The organism is uncultured Rothia sp., assembly GCF_916715725.1.
In the GTDB taxonomy this organism is placed as follows: domain Bacteria; phylum Actinomycetota; class Actinomycetes; order Actinomycetales; family Micrococcaceae; genus Rothia.
This window is the reverse complement of record NZ_CAKAPD010000009.1, coordinates 1-12983: the sequence shown is the minus strand read 5'-3', so window position 1 is coordinate 12983 and position 12983 is coordinate 1. Positions and strand designations below refer to the sequence as shown.

The 12983-nt window shown below is 61.1% G+C and carries 8 protein-coding genes; 5 read left to right on the top strand and 3 right to left on the bottom strand.

What is annotated here, in order from left to right:
- Nucleotides 1-114 precede the first annotated feature (114 nt).
- Both QZ822_RS06250 and QZ822_RS06245 read right to left on the bottom strand, forming a co-directional pair.
- Nucleotides 115-1011 (bottom strand): lytic transglycosylase domain-containing protein, encoded by an 897-nt coding sequence (locus tag QZ822_RS06250; RefSeq protein WP_294643369.1) that lies wholly within the window; start codon nucleotides 1009-1011, stop codon nucleotides 115-117.
- Between the two features lie 214 nt (nucleotides 1012-1225).
- Nucleotides 1226-4126 (bottom strand): multicopper oxidase domain-containing protein, encoded by a 2901-nt coding sequence (locus QZ822_RS06245; RefSeq protein WP_294643367.1) that lies wholly within the window; start codon nucleotides 4124-4126, stop codon nucleotides 1226-1228.
- A 341-nt stretch (nucleotides 4127-4467) separates the two neighbouring features.
- Between QZ822_RS06245 and QZ822_RS06240 the strand changes: the two genes are divergently transcribed.
- The gene (locus tag QZ822_RS06240; protein WP_294643365.1) at nucleotides 4468-5856 is read left to right on the top strand and encodes a glycosyltransferase 87 family protein; all 1389 of its coding nucleotides are present in this window, start codon (nucleotides 4468-4470) and stop codon (nucleotides 5854-5856) included.
- A complete protein-coding gene (locus QZ822_RS06235; protein WP_294643363.1) occupies nucleotides 5853-7448 on the top strand; it encodes a glycosyltransferase 87 family protein in 1596 nt (531 codons plus the stop codon). The genes QZ822_RS06240 and QZ822_RS06235 overlap by 4 nt, the downstream gene beginning before the upstream one ends.
- A 119-nt stretch (nucleotides 7449-7567) precedes the next feature.
- On the opposite strand, the gene QZ822_RS06230 is transcribed toward QZ822_RS06235, so the two are convergent.
- Nucleotides 7568-9637 carry a hypothetical protein gene (locus QZ822_RS06230; protein ID WP_294643361.1) on the bottom strand — a complete coding sequence of 690 codons (2070 nt, stop codon included), beginning with the start codon at nucleotides 9635-9637 and terminating at the stop codon, nucleotides 7568-7570.
- Nucleotides 9638-9879: 242 nt separating this feature from the next.
- On the opposite strand from QZ822_RS06230, the gene QZ822_RS06225 reads away from it, so the two are divergent.
- The 3 genes from QZ822_RS06225 to QZ822_RS06215 all read left to right on the top strand — a co-directional run bounded on the left by QZ822_RS06225 (nucleotide 9880) and on the right by QZ822_RS06215 (nucleotide 12943).
- Nucleotides 9880-10860, top strand: coding sequence for a CPBP family intramembrane glutamic endopeptidase (locus tag QZ822_RS06225; protein WP_294643359.1), 981 nt, complete (start codon nucleotides 9880-9882; stop codon nucleotides 10858-10860).
- A 155-nt stretch (nucleotides 10861-11015) separates the two neighbouring features.
- On the top strand, nucleotides 11016-12323 hold the full coding sequence (locus QZ822_RS06220; RefSeq protein WP_294643357.1) for a M18 family aminopeptidase: 1308 nt from the start codon (nucleotides 11016-11018) through the stop codon (nucleotides 12321-12323).
- Nucleotides 12324-12595: 272 nt separating this feature from the next.
- The gene (locus tag QZ822_RS06215) at nucleotides 12596-12943 is read left to right on the top strand and encodes a hypothetical protein (RefSeq protein WP_294643355.1); all 348 of its coding nucleotides are present in this window, start codon (nucleotides 12596-12598) and stop codon (nucleotides 12941-12943) included.
- Nucleotides 12944-12983: the final 40 nt, after the last annotated feature.

The following is a 12983-nucleotide window of genomic DNA, read 5'->3' as shown; positions in this document are numbered from 1 at the left end:
AAATATGAGAGTGAATAGTAGGGGAGTGGCGGCAGGTATTAGCCGCTCACTATAGATAAAACGGAATATACCCAGACGGATATATAGCCTAGTGGGCTATCCAAAAAGCTGAATCTAACGGCCGGAACTCGTCGCCGAAGGCTTCACCGAAGAACCCGCAGAACCGCTCGCAGACGCACGAGCCGAAGCACTTGCAGAAGCCGAAGCAGATGCCTCAGCGGCAGCTGATGCCGACTCCTCCGGGGACAGTGCCGTACCATCCGCATGAACACCAGCCATCGCCGGAGTCACACCATTCACGAAGCTCAACTTCGCCTGCTTGAACTGGTACTCGGGAGAGCAGGTCAGCTTATACTTCGAATTCGCCAGCTCGCGAATCGACTTCACATAATTCTGAGTCTCCTCATACGGGGGAACACCGCCGTACTTCTCCACAGAACCCGGACCCGCGTTATAACCGGCGAGAACCACATCCTGTAGCTCATCCTCATTGGAGGCGTACTTCGCCAAACGAGTACGCAACTCAGCCAAGTAGCGTGCCTGCGCCGCAATCGCATCGTGCGGGTTCAGAACATTACCGCCGTTGCCGAAGCTGTAGTGGCCGCCGCTCCACGCATCATCAGTGAACTGTGCAATACCCTTAGCGCCTTGGTGAGACACAACGCCCACACGCCAGTGGCTTTCAGTCTCAATCTGCGCCGCCAGCACGCCGGGACGGAAACCCGCCACCTTAGAGCCCTCCTCAAAATCAGATCGGAGAGCCGCCGGAGCATACGAAAGCTCCGTCATGCCGCAATAGTCGTCATAGGTGGCTGCCAAGCCGGCAACACCGCCACCCAGAAGGACCGCAGAGGCAATAATCTGCCAATGCGCAAGAACCCCGGCGAGAAAGCGAAGCGGGAAAGCTTTACGCTGCCGAGGAGAAATTTGTTGATCCGCCGGAACGGAAATGTGGTTGGAGGCGCTCGTAGCGTTACGCTCGGAAGGGGCGCCCGAAGTGCTATCTGCCATTCCTATAGACTAGCGCACCATTGCCGTTTATGGTGAAAAAACTCCCCTCCGTTGAGGTGAAAACCATAGTCAGAGAGTTCTTGGCGCGTCTTTACCGGAGTCAACATCAAGTGCAGGTACAGACTCCGTGCACGTGAAGGATGACCCCACCCGGTACACCTTTGACAGGGAGCACCAGGCGGGGCCAATCCATGATGGGGAGCTTCAGGAGCCCCTAACGGTTCGTCACCACGATCTTGCCGGCGGCACCGCGTTCCATCTCCGAGAAGGAGTGATTCACGAACGTGTACGTGCCAGACTCTAGGAACTGCATCTCCACGAAGCCGCCCTGAGCGGGCGCCAAATCGAGTGCCTGGCTGTGGCCGTCACGGCTACCGAACGCATCCGCGCCGCGGCGCATCAGGTAGCCGCCCTCCTTGTAGACGGTGTCGAATTGCGAACCGACCACGTGGAAGCTCGTGCCGTGGTTCGGGCCCGCAGCCATTACCCAAACACGGATACGCTCGCCCTTCTTCACCTGCAGCGGCTTCGCCTTGTACTGGGTTGCGTGGCCGTTGAACATGGTCAGCGTGGGGGTACCCGCCGCGATCAGCTCCGGCGAGTTCTCCGCCAGCTTGTTACCGTCGGAGGCGGTCTTGCCGGTGTCGTGCAGGTACGCCTCGCCCTGAACCATCACGTACTCGTGATCTACCGGGTCAAGGTCCGCCGGGTCGATAATGACCGCGCCATACATGCCCTGGGTCATGTGCAGGCTCAGCGGGGCGGTGCCGCAGTGGTACAGCCAGATACCGGCACCCTTCGCCTCAAAACGGTAGACGAGACGCTCACCGGGGGCGATGGTCTTCATCGTGTTATCGGGGGAGACCATGCCCGCGTGGAAATCCAGCGAGTGGCCCATCGTGCCGTTATTGATGAGTGTAATTTCAAAAATGTCGCCGACCTTGCCGCGCAGAATCGGTGCCATGTTCTGCCCGTTGAACGTCCACATGTGAACGGTCACGCCGGGCGCCACCTCGCGGTCGACTTCCTCAACTTCCAGGGTGACCTTGCGGACGGTCTTGCCGTTCACCTGCGTGGCGGTGTTCGGCGCCGGGATGTTCGGGTCGCGGTACTTGTAGCCGCTGCCGGGCGCTGCGGACATGTCAATCCTGCTGTTCGCAACGGTCATGAGGGTCGGGGTGCTACCCGACGCGGCGTGGTTGTGGGTGCCCGTAGAACCGTGGTTGTGGCCACCCTGCGCCACCTGGTTTGCGGAGGCGCCGGTCGCCTTCACCTTGAACACCATGCCCAGGGAGCGGTGGCCCGCCACGGAGCAGTAGCCTTCCTGGTCGGCGGTAATGACGCCGGCATCAACGGTTTTCGTTTCGCCGGGGTTGATAACGCCGGTGGTTGCACCGTTGTCGAAGGTCAGGTCGTGGGTCATGCCCTGGTCGTCGTTGGTGACCTCGACGACCAAGCGGTTACCGGCGGGGACCTCCACCTCTGCGGGGGTGAAGCGGTAGTTGCTGGTTGCCTTCACCTTGACGGTGGTGGTCTGACCGGTCGCAGCTACGGAGCCCGCCGAAGAGAACGACGGCAGGTTCAGCGCGGACGGGTTCACCGCAAAGCCCAGCAGGAACGCCATAGCCACCGCGAGTGCCGCCTGGAAGCTCTGCTTGGCGTGCGGGACGGGTTCGGGGGTGAGCGCCTCCTGGTTGAAGACGGGCTTCTCGCCGCGGGCGCGTGCCGCCATCATTTCCTTGCGGGTGTTCACGGACGCCTTCACGCCGCGCACCATCAGCGGAATAAACGCGATGAGCGCCAAAGCACCCACGATAGCGACCGCCATCTTAATGGACTGGCCGACCACGGAGCTGGGCAGCATGAAGATAACGAGTGCCAGGTTCACGGCGGTCACGCGTGCCGCCGCGAAACGGCTGAACTCCTTGTTGGAGGCGCGCACCACCGCCGGGCCGCCGCCCATACGCTGAGGCAGCAGGTAGCTCATCGCGCCGAGCAGCAGCTGCAGCAGGAAGCCGACCACAAAGATGGGGGTGACGGCGCGCATGTCCAGCTGTGCGAACGGGGTGGTTGCCACCATGTACGCGGTCGCCGCTACACCAACAATCAGCCAGAGGAAGCCCATGCCGACGCTCATCGGCGGGTACTCGTTCGGGCGCTTGGTTTGCAGGGTACGCACCATCACCCAGGCGACAATCAGCAGGCCGACCAGGTAGACGACCAGACCCGCAGCAGCGAGCGGACGCATCCCAAAAATTGCGCCGACAAGGGTAAACACCAGGCCGCCGCACATCAGGTACAGGGCGCGCAGGCTGTGGGTGAGCGCCTTATCGACCATCTTCGTGCGCAGCATGGTCGGCCAGAACGTCACCAGCGTACCCACCGCGGTAATGCCGACGAAGCCGAGCACGTTCACCGCCTCGTGCGCGAGCAGGAACTGCGAATGCAGGGTGCCGGACAGGTTCGGGTAGGCAATCATGCCGCCAAACGCCGCGCCGAGGGGCAGCAGTAGCGCCGCAACAATGTAGAAGCGAATCGTCACACCGAATCGCGACGGCAGAGCCTGACGCACCTGCTTCAGCAGGTAGATGCCGTGCCAAGCGACCATCGAACCGACAATGAGGGCGCCCACCACCGTGGCGGCGTACAGCCCGGGTACGCTCAGCTGACCGACCATGCCGATCATGAGCACGAGAATACCGGCGTTCAGAATGAAGATGCGGCGCACCTGGGTGCCGCGGTGCTCGTCCGGGATTTTGATCTTCATGAGCGCTTCGGTGAAGTGCTGCGACCAGATCAGAATCGAATTCGTAATCAGGCCGAGGGTGACAATATGCACCATCAGCCAGCCGCTATTCGGGATGAACTTATGCAGCAGAAGCACGGCGATAAGGGTAAACATCCAGTGCGAGACCGGCTTGGAGGCGCGGCGGTGCCACGTGCCGCGACCGGATGCGCGGCGTGCAATCTCTTCGGGGGTGAGGTTCGCGCCGGGCGCCTCAGCGGGACGCATGCCAATGCTCAGGCCGGAGGAGCCGCCTCCGGAGACGTTCGCGCCTGCGGGCTTGCCGCTCGTGTTCTCGCCTTCGGGTGGGGTGCCGAGATGTTCACTCACGTAATCACTGCTTTCACTGCTGGTTGTTCGTGGACGTCGGTGTGCGGGGCACCGTCAGCCCCTGCGTTGGGGCGGGTGCCAATAAGCCCATTATATTGCCCGGTTAGTACCAATTTTGAAGACATTACGTGCATATGAAGGCGGCTCACACCGTGATAGTTCTGCTTGCGCGCCCGAGCGAATCTGCCCCTATGAATCTGCCCGAGCGAATCTGCTCCTGGGATTCTTCTCCCCGATGCACCCTTCACAGGTGCGCGCGATAAACTATTAGGATTCCAAAATCAGATGCCCGCCCACCCTAAGCGCGCATCCGCCGGCACCAAGGTAAGGACAAGCACCTCGTGACAAGGACTGATTCCACTACCCCCGTGTGGGGAAAAATTGCTATTGCGGCACTCATCCTCATCATTGGCGGTGGATACGTCGTCAAATTGCTCACTAACCCCTTCGCCGGTATGGATTTCTCCATCTACCGCCTGGGCGCGATGACCATTTTCGATAACGAGGGCTTCACCCAGGACCTGTACTCCCCGACCCTGAACGATCACGGCGAGATTAAGCCGCCGTTCACATACCCGCCGTTTGCGGCGATGCTGTTCTTGCCGTTCGCGTTCCTGCCTCTGGAGGTCGGCAAGGTCATTATGGTGGTCGGTTCGGCTGTGGTGGCGTGGTGGATTTCCACGATCATCTACAACTACGTGAATGCGCGCGGCCGTGAACTGCCCCTGCAGCAGTACTTTGGTCGTGCGGGCACGATTGCGGTGCTGACTATTCTGGTGGTTTCGGCGGGCCCGTGGCAGCGCACCCTGGATCTGATTCAGATTAACCCGTTCATTACGGCGCTGATTCTTGCCGATTTTGTGCGCCCGGCAACCCGCGTGCCGCGCGGCGTGCTGATTGGTATTGCGGGCGGCGTGAAGCTGACCCCGCTCGTGTTTGGTCTGATTCTGCTGGTCCGCCGCGACTGGAAGGGCATCGCGACCCTGGGCGCGACGTTCTTCGGCACCATTGCGCTGGGCTTCATCCTCATGCCCAAGGACGCGCCGGAATTCTGGTTCTCCGCGCTGACGAACCCCTCCCGTGTGGGTGGCCTGAACTTTGTGGATAACGTCTCGATTCAGGGCTGGCTACTGCACTTCGGCCTCTCTGAGAGCGCCGCGAAGCCCATCTACTACGCCCTGGCGCTGGTCACGATTGTGCTGACCGCCGCGTTGCTGTACCAGTTGGAACGCCGCGGTGCCGCGCTGGCGCAGGTGGCGGTGACCGCCTCCCTAATGGTGGCGCTGTCGCCGATTAGCTGGTCGCACCACAACGTGCTGCTGCCCCTGCTGGCGTTCGTGTTCATTATGGATGCGTTCCCGACCTATTTTGCGGTTCAGCCTGCGTGGCTGCGGGTGACGGCGACCGTGCTCGCGGTGGTTGCGGTGCTGGGTCTGTACATTTCGCCGATTAAGATTGCGTCCTGGTTCCACGGTAGTACCGATGGTTTGGAACAGTTGGCTCCGGGTGCGTTGGCGGTGTCGGCTATCCCGGCGTTCTGCCTGTGGGTGACGATGACGCTCTGGTCTATTGCCGCGCTGACCGCGCCGGTGCGTGGCGCGAAGGTTGAGCCCGTGCAGTACGGCTCCGTGCGTGGCGATGCGCCGCTGGGCTGGTGGGGTGCTCGCGCCCTGGTGACCGAGAGTGCCGAGTCTGTGCGTGCCGCTACCTCCCGTGAGGCAACCGCGTGAGCCGCGAAAAGGAACTAGAAAAGACCCCTGTGAATACTGATAAGAACACCGCGAAGAGCGTAGTGAAGACCGCTGAGAACACCGAGGCGGTAGCGCCTACAATCCCGTGGGCTTCGGCTTCTGTTGCTGTTGAAGCCGCGCCGGTTGCGGAACCGGCTGTTGAGAGCGCTGAGCCCGTTGTGGAGCCTGCCGCATCCTCTGCAGCCACCGCGGAAAAAGCGGCAAAGGAAGAAGCCGCCGAAGAAACCGCCAAGGAGCTCGCTAAGCCTGCACGTCGTAGCTTCTTTGACCGCATCCCCGGCATGCGTAGAGGCGCTCTCTGGGCGCACCTGCTGTTCATCCTGGTTGCCCTCTACGCCTTCGACTACGTGACGCACGCGGCGGCTGACGATATTTACGTGTACCGCCTGGGCGCTGTCTCCCTGGCGGATGGCCCGGACGGCTACCAGCTGTACACTTTCCGCACGCGCGGCCTGCCGTTCACCTACCCGCCGTTTGCGGCGCTGCTCTTCTACCCGCTCGCGTTCCTCACCGAGCCGCAGAGCATGCTGCTGATTACCGCCATTATTTGCGCGCTCTGCTACTGGTGCGCGTACCTGCTGTACTCCTACGCGCGTAGCCGCTCGTGGCGTCTGCCGTTGCAGAAGCACCTGGGTCATTGGGGTATGGTGTCGCTGATTGCGGCGCTGATTTGGATGTGCGGCCCGTGGCGTTTGACCACGCATTTTGGGCAGATTAACGCCATCATTCTGATGCTGATTCTTGCCGATTTTATGCGCCCGGCAACCCGCGTTCCGCGCGGCGTGCTGCTGGGTATTGCGGCGGGTATTAAGCTGACCCCGCTCGCGTTCGGTCTGCTACTGCTCATGCGTAAGGACTGGAAGGGCATCGCGACCCTGGGTGCGAGCTTCGCCGCGACTGTGGGTATCGGCTTCCTGGTGATTCGTGAGGAGTCGTTCACGTTCTGGTTCCACGCGGTGCATGACACTTCGCGTGTGGGCTGGTTCAGCTACTTCGATAACGTGTCGATTATGGGTACGCTGACCCACGCGGGCCTGCAGCATCATCTGACGGCGACCGCCCTGTCCGTGGTGCAGGTGGCGTTGACTCTGCTGATTGTGCTGGTCACCGCGGTTCTGCTGGTTCCGCTGATTCGTGCCCGCGCGCTCATGGCGCAGCTGGCGCTGACCGCGTTCATGATGCTGCAGATTTCGCCGATTAGCTGGTCGCACCACAACACCTGGTACCCGCTGATGCTCGCCGCCGTGGTTATGGAAATCTTCCCGCTCATGTACCAGCGGGTCAGCTCCTTCGTCTTCACGCTGGCTGTTATCTTGGCGACCGCGGCGCTGGTGGGCATGTACATTTCGCCGTTCTGGATTGTGCTGGCGCTCTCCCCGCACTTCAACGCGGATCAGATTCTGATGGTGCCCGAAGGCTCCCTGGGCCTGATGGCGGGCACCATGCCGTACCAGCTGATGTACCTGTTCATCCTCGTCACGTTCTTCGTGTACCTGGCGAATCGTCAGCTGGTGGAGCGTGCGGCACGCGCCGCAGGTGACGAGCTGGCGGAGGCGAAGTACTCCCGTTAAGGCGGCGGGCGCCTCCAGCAGGGTATAAAACCTCACCGGGCATAAAAGTATCCCCCGCACCCATCACGGATGCGGGGGATAACTTTATGCACAACCTGCTGACCTAGTCAGCCAAGCTACTAGTTAGTGCCGATGCTCCAGGTAATAGCGGAGTCGGTACGAACCTGCAGGTAGCTCTTGTTGCTCTGAACCCACTGTATGTTGCTCTTCACGGTCGGGATGGTCGAGGAGAAGAACGGGTCGTTCTTGGTCGCGTTCAGAACGGTGAAGCCGCGGGTGGTCGGGCCGCTGGTCTGGAACTCCATGGTTGCCTCGGTGCCTTCGTAGGTGAAAGCGTAGTAGTTCATGGTGCTCTGGAACTTCTCCCCCTTCTTGTAGTGGGGTGCGGAGTCTGCATCGTAGACGCGGATGGTCCACTCGCCCTTACCGGTCAGATCCAGCTTGCGGGTGGGGGTGGAGTGGCTGCTCGCGTCAATCCACGCGGTGCCCTTGATCTCCTTGCCGTCGCGGCTGGAGTCGAGAACGCTCACACCCGAGGTGAGGTTGCCCTTGTCGTCACGGCTGGTGATGAAGGCGTTGACCACGCCCTCTGCGGGCTTGAACTCGTAGTAGATCAGGCCTGCGGACACATCGCCCTTGATCTTCTCAATGTCGATGGTGTCCTTGTTGTCGGCGACGGTCTTCTTGTATTCCTTGAACTCGCCCTCGGGCATCTTCGCTTCAGCAGCAGCAACGGGTGCTGCGGAAGAAGCGGAAGTACCTGCCGCCGCGCTCTCAGATGCGGGAGCGGAAGAAGCCTCAGAGGATGCTGCCGCGGAGGACGCCTCAGCGGAAGTAGCCGCCGCGCTCGATGCCGCCGCAGAATTGGAGGCGGGGTTCGAGTTACCGCGCGGAATCAGCATGACAATCGCCAGGATGATGACAATCAGCAGAGCCAACGCACCGCCGATAACACCCCACAGCTTGGTGCCGGAGAGCAGGCCCTTCTTCTCGGAGCCGTCCTCGCCGTTGCCCTGGTTGCCGGGTTCGGTCATGTAGGGGTTGCTGAGTGCTACGGTTGCCTGGTCCTGGTCGGAAACCTGACCCTGGTAGGGCTGCTGAGCGTTGTACGGCTGACCCTGGTAGGGGTTGCCCTGGTACTGGCCGCCCTGAGCGTTCTGACCCTGGAAACCCTGACCCTGGAAGTTCTGGCTCTGGAAGCCTTCAGCCTGGTTCGGCTGGAAGCCGTTCGGTGCCTGACCTGCCGGGATGAACTGTGCGTTCTGGTCGCCCTGCACATTCTGACCGGGCTGTACGTTCTGGCCGGGCTGTTCCGAGAGGTTCACGGTACGCTCGGACAGGTTGACGGTGCGCTCGGTCTCGGGGGTGTGGAACTCAACGAGCGGGGAGTTCTCGATGGTGTGGGGAGCCTCAGCTGCGGGAGCCTCAGCAACCGGCTCGGATGCAACGGGTGCCTCGGGGGCAACCTCGGCGACGGGCTCAACAACAACGGGCTCTGCAACCGGCTCGGATGCAACAGGCTCAGAGAGCGCGGGCTCGGCAACCGGTGCCTCAACAACGTGCGCCTCAACGGACTGCTCGGAAGCAGCCTGCTCAGCAACGGGAGCCTCAACTGCGGGCTCTTCAGCCGCAGTCTCTTCAACTGCGGAAGACTGGGATGCGAGAACCTGCTCGGGCAGAGCGGTGCCGGTCAGCGGAACCTGAGTCAGGTGACGCATCGGCTTGGGCTCGGAGGACTCCTCAGCGGACTCAGCCTGGGACGCCTCAACGTGGGGTGCCTCTACCTGCTGTGCCTCAACGTGGGATGCCTCAGCCTGGGGTGCTGCCGCCTCCGGAACCTCGACGACCTGCTCACCTTCGAGCTCAGCGGCGAGCTGCTCCAGGTCAACGTCCTCAACGGTCAGTGGTGCTGCAGCTTCGGCGGGCTGCTCAGCCTCAACAGCGGGCTCAGCAACTACAGGCTCAGCAACCTGCTCAGCGGGAGCCGCCTCAGCAGCGGGCTCCTCGGGAACCAGCGGCTCAATAGTAGCCTCTTCAACCTGAATGGGTTCGGGCTCGGGCTCTTCGACCCACAGCTGCCAACCTTCAGGAACGGGACCCCACGCGGGGTCAGGACGCCACGTAGGAGTGGGGGCCCATCCAGCAGGAGGAGCGGGCCAGTTGGGCGGCGGATTGAAGACGAGTGCCATAAGAAAGCAGCCTTTCTGGTGCTGAAAAAACACCCCGGAAGAGCGGTCATCAGCGACTATGTATATGAGCGTATTATCGCTACAAATTATGGCATAGGTTCAGAAAATGAACCCCGTGAATGGTGGGTTTTTAGCCTTATTCACGGCTTTTTCAATGGTTTTGGAACATTCCGTATCAATCAGTACTTGAAGGTTTCCGTATGCCCGGTCACCATCGAGCCCGCGGAGGCTAGGATTAAAGAATGAACACGACACCGCCTCCCGCGCCCCCGCAGGTAGCCGCCGGAACCCCCGCTGCTCCTGCGCCTGTTGCAGGTCTTGCCTACCACCGTCTCTCCCACGCCGACCCGAAATCCCGCTGGTTCTCACCCCTGCTGGAAGGTCTGCTCGGCGTCGCCGTATTTATTGGCCTCAACCTGATCATTTCAGTCGCCCTGGCTGCGACGATTATGGGTTCGGGACTTTCCCTCCAGGATGTAGCTACGAACCGCTCCGTCATTATGGAACACCCGGCGCTGTTCGCCCTGACGTTCCTTTCCCTTATCGCGATTGTGCCTTCGCTCTTTTTGGCGCGCCTGGTGGTGGGTCCGAGGCCCTGGGGCCTGATTCATTCGGTGACGGGCCGCCTGCGCCGTTCACTTCTGTTTCCGTACCTGGGCTTGGGCTTCGTAATTTACGGTATCTACTACGCCGTGGTGCTGGCGACGAGCGGTGCAGCCCTGCCCGATTACCGTTATTCGCAACCTTCACAGGTTGAATTTTGGGTTATTGCGGTGCTGATTCTAGTTCTGGTGCCCGTGCAGTGCTACGCGGAGGAGCTCGCCTACCGTGGCTTCATGATGCAGATGCTGGGCCGCTGGGTGCGCACTCCCTGGCTGTCGATTGTGCTACCGGCGGCGCTCTTCATGTTCTCCCACCCCTACGATGCGTGGGGCCTGGGCTTCGTGTTTGCGACGGGCGTGTACGCCGGGTTCCTGTGCTGGTACACCGGCGGCCTGGAGGCTTCCGTCAGCCTGCACGTGGCCAATAATGTGACCCTGCTGCTGCTCTCCCTCGTGGCGGGTCTGGATCCCTTCGCCTCCGAGGGCGTGACCCCCATGGATGCGTTGCAGGGCATCGCGTTGGAAGGCGTGTACGTGGTGCTCGCCTGCCTGATCTTCAATGCACGTGCTCGCCGCGGTGAGGTTTCACGTGAAACACAACCGCTCAAGGTTGATAACTAAGGGTTGCGAAGGCTGGAGCCTGCGATAACTAGCGCATGCGGTGGGTAGCCCTCATCCGACTATCCCAGCTCGCTCGCCGCCGCTCCATCCGCGTCCCATCTGGATTTTTATGCCGGTTCACCCCGTCAACACCCAAGAAAAGGTAGGGTTAAACCATGACTGTTGATGCTGTAAAAAATATTGAAGACCTCGCCGCATTCGTGGCGGAGTCGCCGGTCTCTTACCTCGCCGCGCGCACGGTAGCGCGCCGCCTGCAGGCCGCAGGCTTCACCGAACTGGTCGAAACCGAGGCCTGGGAGCCGCAGGTGGCAACCGGCCGCCACTTCGTCGTTCGTGACGGCGCGATTATCGCCTGGGCTGGCGGCGCGAAGGCGCAGAAGGCAAGTGGCTACCGCGTGCTGGGTGCGCACACCGACTCGCCCTCCCTGAAGGTCAAGCCTTCCTCCTCCATCACCACGAAGGGCTGGCATCAGATTGCCGTCGAGAACTACGGCGGCGCGCTGCTGAACTCCTTCCTGGACCGCGAGCTGTGCGTGGCGGGTCGCCTCACCGTCCTGGAGGACGGGGAGCTGAAGGGCCGCCTGGTGCGCACCGGCCCGATTGCGCGCATCCCGCAGCTGGCGCCGCACCTGGACCACAAGCGCAACGAACTGGTGCTGGACAAGCAGTTCAACATGTACCCCGTGTGGGGCGTGGACCCCGCGGAGAACGACGTGCTCGGCTACATGGCGAAGCACGTGATTGACGGCGAGCCGGTCGACCCGCAGAACATTGTGGGTTACGACCTGCTGTTCGCTGATTCGCAGCCGCCGCGCCGCTTCGGTGCGGATCAGGAGCTGTTCGCCTCCGGTCGCTTGGATAACCTGTCTTCGGTGCATGCGGGTTTGACCGCGCTGGAGCGTTACGTCGCAGATAACGCGGACGAGCACGCCACCGAGACTGTGATGCTTGCGGCGTTCGACCATGAGGAGCTTGGCTCTGAGTCGCGTAGTGGTGCGGCCGGCCCGTTCCTGGAGGATATTCTGGTGCGCCTGTCCGCTGCGCGCGGTGAGAGTACGGAGGAGTACCGCCGTTCGGTGGCGGCGTCGTTCTGCCTGTCGGCTGATGCCGGTCACCTGGTGCATCCGAACTATCAGGGTCACCACGACCCGACCGTGCAGCCGCTGCCCGGTGGCGGCCCGCTGCTGAAGATTAACGCGAACCAGCGTTATGCGACGGATTCGGTGGGTGCTGGCGTGTTTGCTGCGGCGTGTGCGAAGGCTGGTGTGCCGTATCAGGAGTTCGTGTCGAATAACAATATGCCGTGTGGCTCGACGATTGGCCCGATTACGGCGACTCGCCTGGGTATGCGCACCGTGGATGTGGGTATTGGCCTGCTGTCGATGCATTCGATGCGCGAGATGTGCCATGTGGACGATATGGCGTACATGACGCGCGCGGTGGAAGGCTTCTTCCGCCTCTAAATTGAACCCCGCTGAGGTATGAGCAGCTGGGGAGTGGGCGCCGGGAACCTAAGGTTCCCGGCGCCCATATCTTTTAAAAATTTTTCAAAATTTTTCGGGGGGGGGGGGAGTGTTTACCTCTTGAATAGGGTTCATGTTTGCCGTAAAGTAACCCACAATACGTAATATACGTGTTGCAGACTACTTGTTTTTGAGAAGTTTTCACCAATGATGGTGCGCCATCAGCTCGTCACCGGCGTAGCGAGCGAACCCCAATTTGAAAGGCGGTTCCCATGTTCTTCGATATTTCTGTGTTCCTGCTAGTGGTTTTGGTCATTGTGGGTCAGCTGAAAAAAGCACCACCAAGGTTGCTAAACAACCCTAGCTATCAGAAGGAGAGGGAGCAGGTGCGAAAGCACCGGCGCATCCTGGATGTGCTCAGCCTGAGTTTTGCTCTTGCCCTGATGATTATTCAGTGGGGTGGCCCCCTGATGACGCTTGCTTTTCGGGCGTGCGTTATTTGGTTGGTTCCCAGCCAGCTGTATGATCTCTGGCAGAAGTTCAATGTGTCGCGTGGGGTACTCTTCGCGTGTGCTGTAGCCCTGATTGTTATTGAGTTTGGGTTGGCGCTCCTACCCTAACCTGAGCCGTATAACAGTTGTGGCGGTGACCGAACAACGG

What these genes read in the sequence shown, in the direction of transcription:
- QZ822_RS06250 (WP_294643369.1), bottom strand. Translation starts at nt 1,011, where the DNA reads ATGGCAGATAGCACTTCGGGCGCCCCTTCCGAGCGTAACGCTACGAGC.
- QZ822_RS06230 (WP_294643361.1), bottom strand. Translation starts at nt 9,637, where the DNA reads ATGGCACTCGTCTTCAATCCGCCGCCCAACTGGCCCGCTCCTCCTGCT.
- QZ822_RS06225 (WP_294643359.1), top strand. Translation starts at nt 9,880, where the DNA reads ATGAACACGACACCGCCTCCCGCGCCCCCGCAGGTAGCCGCCGGAACC.
- QZ822_RS06220 (WP_294643357.1), top strand. Translation starts at nt 11,016, where the DNA reads ATGACTGTTGATGCTGTAAAAAATATTGAAGACCTCGCCGCATTCGTG.
- QZ822_RS06215 (WP_294643355.1), top strand. Translation starts at nt 12,596, where the DNA reads ATGTTCTTCGATATTTCTGTGTTCCTGCTAGTGGTTTTGGTCATTGTG.